At 71.7% G+C, this 16,106-nt stretch carries 13 protein-coding genes; 6 read left to right on the plus strand and 7 right to left on the minus strand.

Going from position 1 to position 16,106, the window contains the following annotated elements:
* Positions 1-66 precede the first annotated feature (66 nt).
* Complete coding sequence (locus ABD191_RS25055; protein WP_344087027.1) at positions 67-999, minus strand: cation diffusion facilitator family transporter; 933 nt, start codon at positions 997-999, stop codon at positions 67-69.
* Between the two features lie 230 nt (positions 1,000-1,229).
* Between ABD191_RS25055 and ABD191_RS25060 the strand changes: the two genes are divergently transcribed.
* Entirely contained in the window at positions 1,230-1,931 is a 702-nt protein-coding gene (locus ABD191_RS25060; RefSeq protein ID WP_344087030.1) for a DUF1775 domain-containing protein, read from the plus strand.
* Positions 1,932-1,936: 5 nt separating this feature from the next.
* Here the strand turns inward: ABD191_RS25060 and ABD191_RS25065 are convergent, their stop codons facing one another.
* The 6 genes from ABD191_RS25065 to ABD191_RS25090 all read right to left on the minus strand — a co-directional run bounded on the left by ABD191_RS25065 (position 1,937) and on the right by ABD191_RS25090 (position 8,992).
* Entirely contained in the window at positions 1,937-3,520 is a 1,584-nt protein-coding gene (locus ABD191_RS25065; RefSeq protein WP_344087033.1) for a beta-N-acetylhexosaminidase, read from the minus strand.
* A 359-nt stretch (positions 3,521-3,879) separates the two neighbouring features.
* A complete protein-coding gene (locus ABD191_RS25070; RefSeq protein WP_344087036.1) occupies positions 3,880-4,524 on the minus strand; it encodes a hypothetical protein in 645 nt (214 codons plus the stop codon).
* A 23-nt stretch (positions 4,525-4,547) separates the two neighbouring features.
* Positions 4,548-5,417 carry a carbohydrate ABC transporter permease gene (locus ABD191_RS25075; protein ID WP_425560851.1) on the minus strand — a complete coding sequence of 290 codons (870 nt, stop codon included), beginning with the start codon at positions 5,415-5,417 and terminating at the stop codon, positions 4,548-4,550.
* A 76-nt stretch (positions 5,418-5,493) separates the two neighbouring features.
* Positions 5,494-6,465, minus strand: a complete 972-nt coding sequence (locus ABD191_RS25080; protein ID WP_425560853.1) for a carbohydrate ABC transporter permease — start codon at positions 6,463-6,465, stop codon at positions 5,494-5,496.
* Positions 6,466-6,575: 110 nt separating this feature from the next.
* Entirely contained in the window at positions 6,576-7,895 is a 1,320-nt protein-coding gene (locus ABD191_RS25085) for an ABC transporter substrate-binding protein (protein ID WP_425560854.1), read from the minus strand.
* 5 nt (positions 7,896-7,900) lie between these two features.
* Positions 7,901-8,992: a LacI family DNA-binding transcriptional regulator gene (locus ABD191_RS25090; RefSeq protein ID WP_344087045.1), complete on the minus strand. Its 1,092-nt coding sequence runs from the start codon at positions 8,990-8,992 to the stop codon at positions 7,901-7,903.
* Between the two features lie 280 nt (positions 8,993-9,272).
* Here ABD191_RS25090 and ABD191_RS25095 point away from each other — a divergent pair, with 280 nt between their 5' ends.
* The 5 genes from ABD191_RS25095 to ABD191_RS25115 are packed head-to-tail and all read left to right on the plus strand — an operon-like array spanning position 9,273 to position 16,060.
* Positions 9,273-10,568 carry a Gfo/Idh/MocA family protein gene (locus ABD191_RS25095; RefSeq protein WP_344087049.1) on the plus strand — a complete coding sequence of 432 codons (1,296 nt, stop codon included), beginning with the start codon at positions 9,273-9,275 and terminating at the stop codon, positions 10,566-10,568.
* A 44-nt stretch (positions 10,569-10,612) separates the two neighbouring features.
* Complete coding sequence (uxaC, locus tag ABD191_RS25100) at positions 10,613-12,046, plus strand: glucuronate isomerase (RefSeq protein WP_344087052.1); 1,434 nt, start codon at positions 10,613-10,615, stop codon at positions 12,044-12,046.
* Positions 12,043-13,356, plus strand: coding sequence for an enolase C-terminal domain-like protein (locus tag ABD191_RS25105; RefSeq protein WP_344087055.1), 1,314 nt, complete (start codon positions 12,043-12,045; stop codon positions 13,354-13,356). Before uxaC ends, ABD191_RS25105 begins: the two co-directional genes overlap by 4 nt.
* Positions 13,344-14,828: a mannitol dehydrogenase family protein gene (locus ABD191_RS25110; RefSeq protein ID WP_344087058.1), complete on the plus strand. Its 1,485-nt coding sequence runs from the start codon at positions 13,344-13,346 to the stop codon at positions 14,826-14,828. Before ABD191_RS25105 ends, ABD191_RS25110 begins: the two co-directional genes overlap by 13 nt.
* A complete protein-coding gene (locus ABD191_RS25115) occupies positions 14,825-16,060 on the plus strand; it encodes a Gfo/Idh/MocA family protein (protein WP_344087061.1) in 1,236 nt (411 codons plus the stop codon). The genes ABD191_RS25110 and ABD191_RS25115 overlap by 4 nt, the downstream gene beginning before the upstream one ends.
* Positions 16,061-16,106 lie beyond the last annotated feature (46 nt).

Below are 16,106 nucleotides of genomic sequence, written 5' to 3' on the forward strand. Positions count from 1 at the left end.
GCCCCATTCACGGGGTTCCGCATACCTAACGACTGTTTTAAGGATTCGGCCCTGCGCGGGCCCGGCCTACGGCCCGGTGCGCCCGATGGGCAGGATCTCCGGACCCGCGTGGTCTACCTGCAGCGTCGTGTGGGTGAGGCGGTAGCCCTCGAGCAGTACCGCTTCGATCGCCAGCCGCGCGCCGTGGCAGTCCACGCCCGGGCGGACGAGGACGTGCGCCGACAGCGCGGGCTCCCCCGATGTGATCTCCCAGACGTGCAGGTCATGCACGTCCACCACGCCGTCGACCGTACGCATCCGCGCGTTGATGCCAGCCGGCTCCAGGCCCGCCGGGGCGCGCTCCAGCAGCACCCGGCCGCTGTCGCGCAGCAGCGCCAGGCCGGCCTTGAGCATGAGCGCCACCACGACGAGCGACGCGATCGTGTCCGCCTGCACGAATCCGGTGAGCAGGATGACCGCGCCGGCCACGGCGGTGGCGATGAACGCCGCGAGGTCGGTGAGGATGTGCTGGTAGGCGCCCTCGATGTTCAGGCTGCGCCGGTTGGCCCGGCCGATGAGCACGGTCGCCACCAGGTTGACCACGATGCCGGCCAGCGCCGTCCACAGCACGGCCGCGCCGGCGACCTCGGCCGGCTCCCACAGCCGCAGCACCGCCTCGACGCCGAGCCAGCCGGCCAGGAGCAGCAGCGTGAGACCGTTCGCCTGCGCGGAGAGGATCTCGGCGCGCTTCAGCCCGTACGTGTAACCGCCGCGCGGCGGACGGGCCGCGAGCCGCATCGCGAGCAGCGCCAACGCGATCGACGCCGCGTCGGTGAGCATGTGGGCGGCGTCTGAGAGCAGCGCGAGGGACCCGGCCGCGAAGCCGATGACGACCTCGACCGCCATGAAGGCGAGGATCAGGGCCAGGGCCCAGGCCAGCAGGCGACGGTCCGTACCGGCGGTCACCAGCGGCCCGTGCTGGTGCCGGCCGCGCGGGTCGTCGTGATCGTGGTGACCCATGACCCTCCCTCTCGGCGCGATCCCTGTCGAATGTATGCGGACATTGCAATAAGTGCAATGATGGCGTGGCCGCCGGCACAGCGGTCCCGGTCCGTGCCTCAACCACTCAAACGCACGACACTCGCGGGAACCAGGGCCCTCCGCCGGCCGACCGTTGAGATGGCGGAGGATCGACACGCCGCACGATCCGAGGGTAGGCGGGCCGGGCCCGCCGCACGAAGGGGACACAGATGACGAGAACGGCCCGCTGGACAGCCGCCATCGCCCTGGGCGTCGCCGCCGCGCTACCGGTCGCGGGCGTGGCGTACGCCCACGTCGACGTGCGCGCCGACAAGGCCCGCGCCCTGGCGACCAACGTCACGGTCACCTTCGTCGCCGCGGCCGAGTCCGCCACGTCCGGCATCAAGTCCGTCCGGGTCGTGCTGCCCGACGGCATCGCGCCCGCCGACGTCAGCCTGGTCTCCGCGCCGTCCGGCTGGAAGCTCACCACCACGGACGACGGCTACCAGGTCGCCGGCGCCGCCCAGCCCACCGGCCGCAACGTCACGCACAAGGTGAAACTCGCCCAACTGCCGGACGAGCGGTCGCTGACCTTCAAGACCCTCGTGACGTACGGCAACAACGACGTCGACCGGTGGATCGGCGACCCCGACAGCGAGAACCCTGCGCCTGTCCTCAAGCTCCAGGCGGCTGCGACCAGGCCACCCGCCACGACAGCCGCACCGACGACGGCCGCGCCGACCACGGCCGCCCCGACGACAGCGCCGGCCGCCACCGAGCCGACCGGCGTCGTCAGCATCTCGCCCGGGCCGGTCAGCGACGAGGAGGAATCGTCCGGCACCTTCTGGTGGTGGGTGATCGGCCTGGGCGTGCTCGCCGGCGCCCTGACAGCCGGCTACCTGGCCGCCCGCCGCCGACGACTGACCGGCTGACCGGCTCACCCGGCGTCCGCGGCCACCGGCCAGGCGACGCGTTCGGAGCGGTAGTAGGCGATGCCGAGCGTGTCCCAACGCGGGCCGTGGGCGGCGAGCCGGGCACGCAGCGACGCCCAGTCCCGAGCGTCGCGCGGCGACCAGCCGACCTCCGCGAGCACCGGAAGTCGCGGGAAGGCCAGCTCGTCGAGGTCCGCGCCGGTGGTCGCCGTCTCGCTCCACAGCGGCGACTCCACCCCGAGCACGTGCTCCTCCGTCACCCCGGGCAGGTGGCCGGCCGGGTCCCACCCGTACGCGTCGTCGACCTCGATGAAGCCCGCCCAGTTCAGCCCCAGCCGGTCCCCCGGCACGTACTGCATGTCGAGATAGGTGAGGCTCGCCGGGGACATGATGACCCGATGGCCCCGCCCGGCCGCCGCGACGACCTCGGGCGCCTCCCGCGACGTGCCCCAGAACTGCACGACGGTCGGCGGGTCCAGCGGACCCTCGGCGATCTCGTGCCAGCCGATCGGCGTCTTGCCGTACCCGCGCACGATCTGCTGCGCCCGCGCCAGCATCGTGTCGTACTCCCCGCGGGACGTGTTCTTGGCCTCGTCGCCCCCCAGGTGCAGGTACGGTCCGGGGGTCAGCGCCGCGACCTCCCCGAACACGTCCTCAAGGAACCGGTAGGTGCGCGGATTGTCCGCCGCCAACGAGCTGAAGCCCACCTCGATGCCCGTGTACCGGGGCACCGCGACGCCGTCGCGGGTCAGCTCCGGATACGCGGCGAGGGCGGCGTTCGTGTGCCCAGGAAGATCAATTTCGGGTACCACCGTGATGAAGCGCGCCGCGGCGTACTCGACCAGGTGCCGGTACTCGTCCTGGGTGTAGAAGCCGCCCGGCCCGCCACCCACCTCGCTCCCGGCCCCGTAGCTGGTCAGGCGCGGCCAGGACGCGATCTCCAGCCGCCAGCCCTGGTCGTCGGTCAGGTGCAGGTGCAGGTGATTGACCTTGTAGAGGGCGGCCTGGTCGATGAACCGCTCGACGGTCGCCACCGGAAAGAAGTGCCGCGCGACGTCGAGCATCACGCCCCGGTACGCGAACCGCGGACGGTCGACGATCCGCACCCCGGGCACCGTCCACGGGCCCTCTCCGGGTGACCGCCGCTCCACCGTCGCGGGCAGCAGCTGCCGCAGCGTCTGTACCCCCCGGAACAGCCCGGCCGGCGTCGCGGCACTGATCGTGACCACCGACCCGTCCGTGACCAGCTCGTACGCCTCACCCTCGACCGTCGGGCCCACCCCGCCGGTCACCATCGGCGCCGCCTGGGCGCCGAGCGACCGGGATTGAGCCTCCGCGCCCCCGGCGGCCACGAGCCGGAGCGCGATACCCGGGCCGGGCGGCGTCGTGCTCACGGGGAACGGCAGGCCGGTCGCCGGGCGCAGGAGACCGGCAAGGTACTCCGCGACGCCGTCCGCGCCGGGGTCGGCCGCGATGACGGCGCCAGCACCGAGCGTGACCTCCGTGCCGGCCACGGCAGCCATCCCGACCGGTACGGGAATCACCGCCGGCAGCACACCCCGCGTCTCCGGCGAACGTGCGTCGTCCATGGCCCCGCCTCCGCTCGGTAGGTCCTCGTAGCGCGCCCATCCTATCTGTAAAGACTCTTAACACAAACGGGACCTTGATCACTGAACCCGAACCGCCCCACTCCCCCCCGCCCCCACCCCACCCCCCACCCCGCCAAGGTGCGCACTTTGGCGGCTAAGCCAGCCCTTCGTAGCCGCCAAAGTGCGCACCTTGGCGCGGCCGCCGCGTCCCACCCGGCAAGCCGTGATCCATTTCCGTGACGTCGCGACTTTGCCGGCCACGCGGCGGCCGCGTAGAGGGGAAATATCGCCTTCGTGCGCCGCCGAGCCAGGGCACCCGGCGGGCGCGCCGCCGGACAGGCGGATAGGAGAGCGCCGGGTCAGGCCGGCAGGAAGCGGCGGGCCACCACGTGCAGGGCGAAGAGCGCGTAGCCCAGCAGGATCGGGGCGCAGACCGGGATCAGCACCGCGAGAAGCACGGCCAGCGCCAGAACTCCGCCCTCGGCGAGCGCCACGGCCGGCTTGCGCAGCGCCACATCCACGGCGGCACGGGCGGCGGACCGCCAGCCGGCACCGCCGGCACGGCCGACCTCGACGAGGGTGAGTCCGACGACGCCGAGCACGAGGACGGCCACGACGGTCGTCGCCGCGATGAGCGCGGGGCCGCCGGGAACAGTGCCCTCACGCAGCAGGCGCAGGTCGATGGCGAAGAGCCAGATCAACACGCACGCGACAAGGCTCGCGCCGAGGCCCGGCAGGATCGCCCGGCCGAAACGGCGGGCCGACTCCCCGGCCGACGGGAAGCGTTCGATGCGGCAGAAGTGCGCCATGGCGGCGCTCGCGGTAGCGAGCGCCGCCCCGGCGGTGATGATCGGCACGGCCAGCACGAAGGTGACGATGCCGGCCAGCGCCAGGTCGGCGCCGTTGCGCAGGGTGTCGCGCCAGTCCCGCCCGGCCCCGATCTCCGGCTCGTCGCCGGAGTCGGGCTCGGGGAGATTCGATGGGTCGCGCCGCCGCGTCGGCATGCCGGCCATCATGACGTACTCCGTCAGCCCTTGAGGCCGGAGGTGTTGATGCCCTGGACGAGCATCCGCTGGAAGGCGACGAAGAACACGAAGACCGGGATCAGCGACAACACGGCCATCGCGAACATGGCGCCGATGTCGCTCTGCCCGCCGGAGTCCAGGAAGCCGCGCAGCGCCACCGGCACGGTCCGCTGATCAAGCTCGTTGAGGTAGATCAGCTGGGGCAGGAAGTCGTTCCACGTCCAGATGAAGGAGAAAATCGCCGTGGTCACGAGCGCCGGCCGGGTCAGCGGCAGGATCACATGCCAGAAGATCCCGTACGGGCTGCAGCCGTCCACCTTCGCGGCCTCGTCCAGTTCGCGCGGGATGCCCCGCATGAACTGCACCATGAGGAAGACGAAGAACGCCTCGGTGGCCAGGATCTTGGGCACGATGAGCGGCAGCGGGGTGTTGATCCAGCCGAACTCCTTGAACAGCATGTACTGCGGGATCATCAGCACGTGGTGCGGCAGCAGCAGGGTGCTGATCATGATGCCGAAGTACAGGCCGCGACCGACGAACTTCAGCCGCGCGAACGCGTACGCCGCGACGAGGCAGGAGACGGCGTTGGCCACCACGGTGGCGCCGGCGATGAGGGCGCTGTTGAGGAAGAACGTCGCGAAGGTGACCCCGGTGAAGCCGTTCCAGCCGTCGCTGTAGTTGCTCCAGGTCACGTCCTTGGGAAAGATCGACAGGTTGTTGACGATCTCGGTGGGTGCCTTCAGCGACGTGCCGATCAGCCAGCACAGGGGATAGAGCACCACGGCCATGATGAACAGCAGCGCGGCCCACCGGGCGACGTTGGCGCCCGTCCCTACGCGGTCCCCGGGCAGTACGGCGGTCTCGGTACTCATGCCGTCATCTCCGCTTCGCTCCGGCGCCGACATGAGTAGGCACTGAGCTGATGATTCGCTCGCGAACGCTCGCTCATCACTTGTCTCCGTCCCCGTAGTGCACCCAGAACCTGCCGGTCGAGAACAGCACCACGGTCAGCAGGCCGACCGCGATGAGGAACACCCAGGCCATGGCGGACGCGTACGCCATCTTGAACTCGGTGAAACCCTTGATGTAGAGGTACAGCGTGTACATGAGGGTGGAGTCGGTGGGCCCGCCGGTGCCGCCACTGACGACGTACGCCGAGGTGAAGCCCTGGAAGCCGTGGATCGTCTCCAGCACGAGGTTGAAGAAGATGACCGGTGACAGCGCGGGCAGCGTGACGTGCCAGAACGAGCGCAGCCGGCTGGCCCCGTCGACGGCCGCGGCCTCGTAGAGCTCCGGCGGCACCTGCTTGAGGCCCGCGAGGAAGATGACCATGGGCGCGCCGAACTGCCACATGCCGAGCAGAATGATCGTGCTCAGCGCCCAGTCGGGGTCGTTGACCCACGCCTTGCCCTCGATGCCGAACACCGCGAGGAACGAGTTGAACGCGCCCGACCGGCTGAACATCGCCTGCCACAGGATGGCGATCGCGACGCTGCCGCCGAGCAGGGACGGCAGGTAGAACAGCGCGCGGAACAGGCCGATGCCGCGGCGCTCGCGGCGCAGCAGCAGCGCGACACCGAGGGCGGCGGCGAGCTTGAGCGGCACGGCCACGAGCGCGTAGACCAGGGTGACCTGCACGGCGTGCCAGAAGTGCGGGTCATTGGTGAAGATCTTCTTGTAGTTGTCCAGGCCGATCCACTCGGAATCACCGAACAGCTCGTTGTTGGTGAAGCTCAGGTAGAGCGAGTAGAGCATCGGGATCGCCGTGATGAGCATCAGGCCGAGCAGCCACGGCGACAGGAAGGCGTAGCCCGCCAGGTTCTCCCGCCGGCGCAGGGCCGCGCCCCGGCGGCGGTTGGTGGGAGTACGGCCGTCGCGCGGTCCCCGTACGGGCGGAGCCGGTGCCTGGGTCATGGCCACCGTCGGTTCTCCTCTCGGGCCGTCCGTGGCACGGCCGGTGCGACCGTGCCACGGACGGATTCGATGACTGCTGTCAGTCGGCGAAGCCGACGAATGACTGTCGGTCAGCGCTAGCCGCCGATGGCGGCCTTGGCGTCAGCCACGAAGGCGGCTGCCGCCTCGGCGGGCGACGCCTGCTTGTACGAAACGGTCTCCGCGGCCTTGACCAGCGCGGCGCGCACGCCGCTGTGGCCCTTGATCGGCGGCGGCGGCGCCTGACCGAACTTCGGGGTCATCTCGTTCTCGAACGCGACGGTCGTCTTCATCTGCGGTGAGAGGTCGGCCTCGATGGCCTTGCGCAGGTCCAGGTTCGACGGCAGGCCGCGGTCGGTGCCGAGGATCTTCGCGGCCTCCGGGTCGTTGACGAAGAAGTTGATCACGTCGGCGACAACGTCGGGGTGCTTGGTGCCCTTGAACGCCGACCAGTAGAGCGCGGCCCGCGCCCACTGGGCGCTCGGGTCACCGGGGTAAGCCACGACGCCGAGCTCGTGGTCGGTGTTCTTCGACAGGTCGGGCATCTGGTTGGACCACATGAACGACGTGGCGGCGTTCTTGGTGACGACGAGCTGCTTGGTGGCGTCGCCACCGTTGGCGGCGTGGATCAGGTCGGCCGTGGGGGTGGCCTTCTTGGCGGCGGCGCCCTGCCACAGCTCGAACCACTTCTGCACGTCGGCCTCGGTGAAGCCGAGCTGGCTGCCGTTGTAGAGCTGCTTGCCCTGCTGGCGCAGCCACATCCAGAACGCCTTGTAGTCGGCGGACGGGTCCATGGTGCCGTAGACGTTCTTCAGCCCGGCCTTCTCCGCGGCGGCCGTGACCTGGGCTCCCCAGTCGATGAGCTCGTCCCAGGACATGCCGGTCTTCGGCTCCGGCAGCTTGAGCTGCTGCAGGAGCGTCTTGTCGTAGACCATGCCCGGGGTGTTCTCGCCGGTGGCGATGCCGAACTGCTTGCCGTCGACCTGGCCGTACCTGGCCAGGCTCTCCGGGAACTTCGACAGGTCGATCTTGTTGGACGACACCAGCGGGCTCAGGTCCATGGCGATGCCACGGGCCGAGTACTCGCCGAGGAAGTTGTCGTCGATCTGGAAGATGTCCGGGGCGTTGCCGCCGGCCGCCTGGGTGGCCAGCTTCTCGAAGTAGCCCTGGTTGCCCTGCCAGGTCGGCTTGAACACCACGTCGGGGTGCTTGGACTGGTAGAGGTCGAGCGCCTTCTGCGTGATCTGGGCGCGACCGTCGGCTCCCCACCAGAAGATGGAGATCTCGGTCTTGCCGGAGCCGGAATCGTCGTCGCCGCAGGCCGCCGCGCCGAGGGCGACGGGAAGCACCGCGACGGCGGCTACCAGAGCTCGGACCAGGCGCGGGCGCCGAGGGGTTGGGACTTTAACGGGGTGCATTGCGCTCACTCCTTGACGTAGGACGCGACGGGTCCGGATGCGGCAGTGGCCGCGTAGGTCGGGCCCGCAGGCAGATGCGGGCCCGGACCGGTCGAGTCGCGGATGACCAGTTCGGTCTGGAGCGTTACCTGTGCGGTGGTACGACGGCCGTCGACCGCTGTGGGGGCGGCCCGTCCGGTTCGGGACGGGGCGGTGTTGTCGTGCTGGAGCAGCATGTCGATAGCCGCCCGTCCGGCGGCCGCTGTGGGGGTGGCCACCGTCGTCAGCTTGGGCCGGGTGCGGCGGCTCAGCGAGATGTCGTCGATGCCGACGACGCTGATCTCCTCCGGCACCCGGATCCCCAGCGAATCGAGCCCTTCCAGCAGGCCGATCGCCATCAGATCGTTGTAGGCGAGCACGGCCGTGCAGCCGACCCGGCGGACCTGGTCCGCCGCGGCCGCGCCGCCGTCCTCTGTCGGTGGATTCGGGCCGAGTACGGTCAGGTCGGCGCCCGCGGCCCGCGCCGCGAGCAGGGCCGCGCGCCGGATCTCCCGGCTGGTCCACGACCCGCGCGGGCCACCGAGTAGAGCGATCTGGCGGTGGCCGAGGCCGGCCAGATGCTCGATCGCGTCACGCGCGCCCTGCCCCACGTCCATGACGACGGAGGGCAGGCCCGTGACGAGCCGGTTGATGACGACGAGCGGCACCTCGCGGCTGCACTGTTCGATGAGGCTGTTGCTCATGCGTGGACTGCACAGGAGAACGCCGTCGACCTGTTTGGCCATGGCGAGCACGAGCTCCTCCTCGGCCGTGGCGTCCTCGTTCGTGTCGGCCACGAACACGTGGTAGTCGCGCTGGCGGGCCTGGCTCTCCGCCGCCTTGATCAGGGGCGGGAAGAAGGGGTTGGCTATGTCGGCCACGATCAGGCCGACGTTGTGCGTACGGCCGGTGATCAGGGCACGGGCCGCCCGGTTCGGGCGGTAGCCGAGGCTTTCGGCCGTGGCCAGCACCCGGCTGCGGGTCTCCGGGTTGACCAGGTGGGGCGCCGAGAAGGTGCGCGACACCGTGGAGATGTGCACGCCGGAGGCGCGCGCGACGTCGCGGATGGTGGCTGGCACGGCGCCCCCTTTCTGGGTCAGGTGTCGCCTCGGGACAGTGGTCCGGATGGATGGCCAATTAATGCAAACGGTTGCTCGGCTGTCAACGGTGGTGTGTTGCCGTTTGATTACAGGTAAGCGCTATCCCGTGCGGAAGAAGCGCACAAAACAGGATGTTCTCGGTCCACTTGAAACGAGCCGTTGACGCGCGGGGCATCGACATGGTTACTTCTCCTGCAAACCTTTGCAGCACCAATCGGTGCACGTTCCGCATCTGTGCGATCCGGGGAGGCGCAGCCTGATGCCCACCGACCAGACCGGCGGTCGTACGCGCTTCGCCATCGTCGGCACGGGCTCCCGCGCCGCGATGTTCGCCCGCGCCATCGCCACCGAGCACGCCGCGACGGCCGAGCTCGTGGCACTCGCCGACGTCAACCAGGTCCGCATGGACACGCACAACCGCCGCCTCGTCGCGCTCGGCGCCCCAGCCGCGGCCACCTATCCGGCCGACGGGTTCCGGGCCATGCTGCACCGCGAGCGCGTCGACGTCGTGCTGGTCACGAGCGTCGACCGCACCCACGACGAGTACATCGTGGCGGCGCTGGAGGCCGGCCGCGACGTCATCACCGAGAAGCCGATGACGGTCGACCTGCCGCGCTGCAGGCGCATCCTCGAGGCGACCGGGCGCACCGGCCGGCACGTCACGGTGACGTTCAACTACCGCTACAACGCCGTGCACGAGAAGGTGCGCGAGCTGCTGGCGGCCGGCACCATCGGCGAGGTCGGCTCGGTGCACTTCGAGTGGCTGCTCGACGTGCGCCACGGCGCGGACTACTTCCGCCGCTGGCACCGCGAGAAGGCCAACTCCGGCGGGCTGCTCGTGCACAAGTCCACGCACCACTTCGACCTGGTCAACTGGTGGTTGGGCGCGCGCCCCGAGACCGTGTACGCGCAGGGCCGGCTGTTCTTCTACGGCGAGGCCGGCGCCCGGCACGGGTACGCCCGCGACTACGACCGCGCGTACGCGTCGCCGGCCGCCGAGGACGACCCGTTCGCGATCCACCTGGCGACCGACGCCGGGCTGCGCGAGCTGTACCTGGAGGCGGAGTCGATCGACGGGTACCACCGCGACCGCAACGTCTTCGCTCCCGGCGTGACGATCGAGGACGACCTGTCCGTGCTCGTCCGCTACGACACGGGCGCCACGATGAGTTACCACCTCACGGCCTACGCCCCGTGGGAGGGTTACCGGGTGATGTTCAACGGCTCCGCCGGCCGGCTCGAACTGGAGGTGGTGGAGTCCGACCACGCCGGCCCACCCGGCGCCGGGAAGGGTCACTACAGCCTGCTCGTGCGGCCGTTCTGGCAGCCGCCGTACGAGGTAACGGTCGACGGGTACTCGCGGGAGGGGCACGGGGGCGCGGACGCCAAGCTCACCGCGGTCCTGTGTGGACCGGACCGCCACGCCGTCGACCCGCTGGGCCGCGCGGCGACCGAGCGCGACGGCGCCGCGTCGCTGCTGACCGGGCTGGCCGCCAACCTGTCGCTCGAGTCGGGCCTGCCGGTGCGCGCCGCCGACCTGCTCGACCTGGCCTGAGGGCGACCACCCCGCACGCCCAACCGCACGAAGGAGAACGCGCAGTGCCCAGCGACATCCTCTTCCCGAGCGATCCCACGCAACGCGGCCTCGCCCGCGAGCTCTACGCGCTCGCCGCCCAGCAGCCGATCATCAGCCCGCACGGCCACGTGGACCCCGCCATCCTCGCCGACGACGCGCCGTTCCCGGACCCGGCCCGGCTGCTCATCGTGCCCGATCACTACCTGACGCGGATGCTGCTCAGCCAGGGCGTACCCCCGTCGCGCCTCGGCGTGCCGACCGTCAACGGCGAGCCGGCCGAGACGGACGGGCGCACGATCTGGCGCACCGTCGTCGACCACTGGTATCTCTTCCGGGGGACCCCGACGCGGCTGTGGTTGGAGCGCACCTTCGAGACCGTGTTCGGCGTGACGACGCCGCTGCGGCCGGAGTCCGCCGACGAGATCTACGACGCGATCGCGGCGAAGCTGGCCGAGCCCGCGTTCCGGCCGCGCGCGCTGTTCGAGGCGTTCAACATCGAGGTGCTCGCCACGACGGAGTCACCGCTGGACGACCTGGCCAGGCACGCCAAGCTCGCCGCGGACGGCTGGGGCGGCCCGGGCGGGCGGGTCATCACGACCTTCCGCCCGGACAACGTGGTCGACATGGACTGGGCCGGCTGGGCCGACCGGGTCGCCCAGCTCGGCGAGCTGACCGGCGAGGACACGACCACGTTCGCCGGCTACCTGGCCGCGCTGCGCCGGCGGCGCGAGGCGTTCATCGCGGCCGGCGCGACGTCCAGCGACCACGGGCACCCCACCGCCCGTACCCTCAACCTCACGCCGGACGAGGCGGAGGCCCTGCTGCGGCGCGGCCTCGCGGGCGAGGCCAGCGCCGCCGACGCCGAGGCGTTCCGGGCCCACATGCTGGTCGAGTTCGCCCGGATGTCGATCGAGGACGGCCTGGTCCTGCAACTGCACCCCGGTTCGGTGCGCAACCACAACACGTGGCTGCACGCCACGCACGGGCGTGACGTGGGCGGCGACATCCCGCACGCCACGGAGTTCACGCACGCGTTGGCGCCGCTGCTCGACGCGTACGGCAACGACCCGCGCCTGCGGGTGGTGGTCTTCACCCTCGACGAGTACACGTTCTCGCGCGAACTCGCACCGCTCGCGGGCGGGTACGCGGCGCTGTTCCTCGGGCCGCCGTGGTGGTTCCTGGACTCCCCCGAGGCGATGCGACGCTTCCGCGAGTCCGTCACCGAGACGGCCGGGTTCTACAACACGACCGGCTTCGTCGACGACACCCGCGCCTTCTGCTCGATCCCGGTCCGGCACGATGTGGCCCGCCGGGTCGACGCGGCGTTCCTCGCCCGGCTCGTGGCCGAGGACCGGCTGCCCCTCGACGAGGCCGCCGAGACGATCGTCGACCTGGCGTACCGGCTGCCCAAGCGCGTCTTCCGGCTGGATAACGACCCGAAGAAAGAGACAGTATGACCACCACCATCACGGCCGTTACCGTGCGCGACGTCCGCTTTCCCACGTCGCTGCACGCCGACGGCTCGGACGCCATCAACCGGGGCGACTACTCGGCCACCTATGTCGAGCTGCACACGGACTCCCCCGCCGGGACGGTCGGCGCCGGGTTCACCTTCACCAACGGGCAGGGCAACGAGATCACCTGCGCGGCCGTGCGGGCGTTCGAGCCGACGCTCGTCGGCCGTACGCTCGAAGAGATCATCGCGGACCCGGTGGCCTTTTCGCGCAGCCTGACCGCCCACCCGCAGCTGCGGTGGCTCGGCCCCGAGAAGGGTGTCATCCACATGGCCACCGGCGCGATCGTCAACGCCGTCTGGGACCTGCGGGCCAAGCTGGCCGGGGTGCCGCTGTGGCAGCTGCTCGCCGAGATGCCGACCGACGAGCTGGTCGCCAACGTCGACTTCCACCACATCACCGACGCGATCACGCCGGCCGAGGCGGCGGCCATCCTGGACAGCGGCCGGGTCGGCTATGAGGAGCGCCTGGCGGAGCTGCGCCGCGACGGCTTCCCCTCGTACACCACCTCGGTGGGCTGGCTCGGGTACCCGGACGAGAAGGTCCGGGCGCTGGCCAAGCAGGCATACGCCGAGGGCTGGCGGGCCATGAAGATGAAGGTCGGCGGGCCGCTCGCCGACGACGTGCGGCGTGCGGAGATCATCCGGTCCGAGATCGGGCCGGACGCGCTGCTCATGATGGACGCCAACCAGGTGTGGGACGTCGACGTGGCGATCGCCGCGATGACGGAACTGGCGCGGTTCGACCCGTACTGGATCGAGGAGCCCACGCACGCCGACGACGTGCTCGGCCACGCCCGCATCGCGGCGGCCGTGCGCGAGCTGACCGGCGGGCGCTGCCACGTGGCGACCGGCGAGGCCGCCGCCAACAAGGTCATCTTCAAGCAACTGTTGCAGGCCAACGCGATCGGCGTCATGCAGATCGACTCCTGCCGGGTCGCGGGCGTCAACGAGGTGCTCGCCGAGATCCTCCTGGCGGCCAAGTTCGGCGTGCCGATCTGCCCGCACGCCGGCGGCGTGGGCCTCTGCGAGTACGTGCAGCACCTGGCGATCTTCGACTACCTGCGCGTCAGCGCGTCCCTGGACGGCCGCATGGTCGAGTACGTCGACCACCTGCACGAGCACTTCGTCGACCCGGTACGCACCCGCGAGGGCCGCTACCTGGTGCCGGAGCAGCCCGGCTACAGCGCCACCATGAAGCCGGAGTCCATCGCCGGGTACTCGTTCCCCGACGGGCCGGTATGGGCCGGGTGAGCGAGCGCCTCTCGCTGCGCACGGTGGGGCGGGTGCCGGCCGGCGCCCGGCCGGCGGTGCTGCCGGGCGACGTGCGGGCCGGCATCGCGCACCTCGGCCTCGGCGCGTTCCACCGCGCCCACCAGGCGGTCTACACGGAGGCGGCGATCGCCGCCGGCGGCGGTAGCGACTGGGCCATCGTCGGGGTCGCGCCGCGCAGCCGCGACGTGCTCAACGCCATCGCCGAGCAGGACGGCCTGTTCAGCGTCGTCACCCTCGACGACGGCGGCGCCAGGGCCAAGGTGCTCGGCGCGTTCGCCGGGCTGCGGCACGCCGCCAGCGACCCGGCCGGCGTCGTCGGGCTGCTCGCCGACCCGGACATCCGCGTCGTGACCCTCACGGTCACCGAGAAGGCGTACGCCCTGGATCCGGCGACCGGAACGCTCCGCGACGACCCGCAGGTGCGCGCCGACCTGACCACGGACCGCGCGCCCACGACCGTGCCCGGGCTGCTGGTCGCCGGCCTGCGCGCCCGCGCCGCCGCGGACGCCGGGCCGGTCGCGCTCGCGAGCTGCGACAACCTGCCGACCAACGGCGAACGGCTGCGCGGGCTCATCACCCAGGCCCTGGCGCTGGCCGGCGACGACCGGGCCGCCGCATGGGTCGGCGCGAACGTGTCGTTCCCGTCGACGATGGTCGACCGCATCGTGCCGGCCACCACGGCCGACACCCTGGCCCGCGCCGAGGCCGCGCTCGGCGTCGTCGATCTCGCGCCGGTGGCCGCCGAACCGTTCATGCAGTGGGTCATCGAGGACGACTTCCCCGGTGGCCGGCCCGCGTGGGACCTGGCGGGCGCGACCATGACCACGGACACCACCCCGTACGAGCACCTGAAGCTGCGGGCACTCAACGGCGTGCACTCGACGATGGCGTACCTGGGGGCGCTGGCCGGACGGGAGTACATCGCGGACGCGTTGGCGCTGCCCGGCATGGCGGACCTGCTGCGACGCATGATCGCCGAGGACATCGCGCCGAGCCTGCGACCCCCGGCGGGCGTATCCGTTATCGAGTACGGTGAATCGGTGCTGAGCCGCTTCGCCAACCCGGCCCTCGGACACCGCACCCTGCAGGTCGCCATGGACGGCACGCAGAAGCTGCCGCAGCGGGTGCTGCACGGCATGCTGGAGCGCCGCGCGGCCGGGGCGTCCCCGCGGTGGGGCGCGCTCGTGGTCGCCGCGTGGATGCGCTTCGCCGCCGGCCGCGCCGACGACGGCCGGGAGCTGCCGCTCGACGACCCGCTCGCCGGGCCGGTGCGCGCCGCGCTCGCCGCGGCCGGCGGGAAGCCCGATGAGATCGTCGGAGCGCTGCTCGACCTGCGCCAGGTCTTCCCCGCCGAACTGGCCGAGGACGAGGTCGTGCGCGGTCTCATCACCGGGTGGCTCACGGACCTGACCGCGCACGGAGCGGCCACGACGGTCGCGGGCGCCCGGTGAACGGCGCGGACCGGCTCAACGCCGACCTCGCGCAGGTCGCCGCGGCGGCCGACGCCATCGACGGGACCGGCGGGCCGGCGGACGGGGCCGCCACACCCGCCGGCCCGCCGCCGCGGGTGGCGTTGATCGGGGCGAACGGGCACGGACTGTGGCACCGGCGGCGGATCGCGCCGCTGCACGAGGCCGGCCGCGTCGACCTGGTGGCGCTCGTCGACGTCAGGGACGTCGCTCCCGCCGACGGCGCGCCCATCCCGGACGGCACCGCGGTGCTGACGGACCACCGCGAGCTGCTCAGCGCGTACTCCCCCGATGTCGCCGTGATCTGCACGCCGCCGCACACGCACCTGGCCATCGCGTCGGACTGCCTGCGCGCGGGCGCGGACGTGCTGCTGGAGAAGCCGCCCGTCGTCAACGTGGCCGACCATCAGGCGCTCGCGTCCGTGGTCGCGGAGACCGGCCGGGCGCTGCAGGTCGGCTTCCAGGCACTCGGTTCCGTGGCGCTCGCCCGGCTGCGCGCGGCCGTCGACTCCGGCGAGCTGGGCACGCTGACCGGCGTCTCCGTGGTCGGCTCGTGGCAGCGCTCGGACGCGTACTACGCCCGCTCGCCGTGGGCGGGCCGGCGCAGCGTGGGCGGCCACCCGGTGCTCGACGGCGCGCTGGCCAACCCGTTCGCGCACGCGGTGATGCAGGCGCTGGCGGTCGCGGGGTCCGAGCCGACGCTCGTGGAGCTCGACGCCTACCGCACCCGGGAGATCGAGGTCGACGACACGGCCACGCTGCGCGTCACGCTCGCCTCGGGGGTGCGCATCCTGGTGGCGGTGACGCTGTGCGGGGAGGACTTTCTGCCCGGCATGCTCACGGCGGTCGGCACGACGGGTACGGCCCGGCTGGAGTACCCGACGGACCGCCTCGCCATGCCGGGCGACGCCGGCCTGCGCGACGTGCCCGGCCGGGTGGGCCTGCTGGAGAACCTGCTCGACCACCGCGCCGACCCCGACGGCGTGCCCCTGCTCGCCCCGCTGGCCGACACCCTGCCGTTCACGGTGGTCCTGGAGGCGATCCGCGCCGCCGGGGTGCCCCCGCGGGTGGACCCGGCGTTCGTCACGGTCACCGGCGACGCCCCGGAAATCCACCACACCATCCCCGGCATCAACGACACCCTGCTGCGCGCCGGCCGCGACCTCGCCCTCCTGCGCGAACTCGCGGTCCCCTGGGCCCGCGACCAGTCGTAGGCCGCATGCCGGGGCCCGGTCGCCGTGGCGGCCGGGCCCCGACCCC

This window comes from Luedemannella helvata (genome assembly GCF_039528415.1).
Classification (GTDB): Bacteria; Actinomycetota; Actinomycetes; order Mycobacteriales; family Micromonosporaceae; genus Luedemannella; species Luedemannella helvata.

Coding starts and splice junctions, on each gene's coding strand:
- ABD191_RS25085 (WP_425560854.1), bottom strand. CDS start 7,895: ATGCACCCCGTTAAAGTCCCAACCCCTCGGCGCCCGCGCCTGGTCCGA.
- ABD191_RS25060 (WP_344087030.1), top strand. CDS start 1,230: ATGACGAGAACGGCCCGCTGGACAGCCGCCATCGCCCTGGGCGTCGCC.
- ABD191_RS25070 (WP_344087036.1), bottom strand. CDS start 4,524: ATGCCGACGCGGCGGCGCGACCCATCGAATCTCCCCGAGCCCGACTCC.
- ABD191_RS25105 (WP_344087055.1), top strand. CDS start 12,043: ATGACCACCACCATCACGGCCGTTACCGTGCGCGACGTCCGCTTTCCC.
- ABD191_RS25110 (WP_344087058.1), top strand. CDS start 13,344: ATGGGCCGGGTGAGCGAGCGCCTCTCGCTGCGCACGGTGGGGCGGGTG.
- ABD191_RS25055 (WP_344087027.1), bottom strand. CDS start 999: ATGGGTCACCACGATCACGACGACCCGCGCGGCCGGCACCAGCACGGG.
- ABD191_RS25095 (WP_344087049.1), top strand. CDS start 9,273: ATGCCCACCGACCAGACCGGCGGTCGTACGCGCTTCGCCATCGTCGGC.
- ABD191_RS25065 (WP_344087033.1), bottom strand. CDS start 3,520: ATGGACGACGCACGTTCGCCGGAGACGCGGGGTGTGCTGCCGGCGGTG.
- ABD191_RS25075 (WP_425560851.1), bottom strand. CDS start 5,417: ATGAGTACCGAGACCGCCGTACTGCCCGGGGACCGCGTAGGGACGGGC.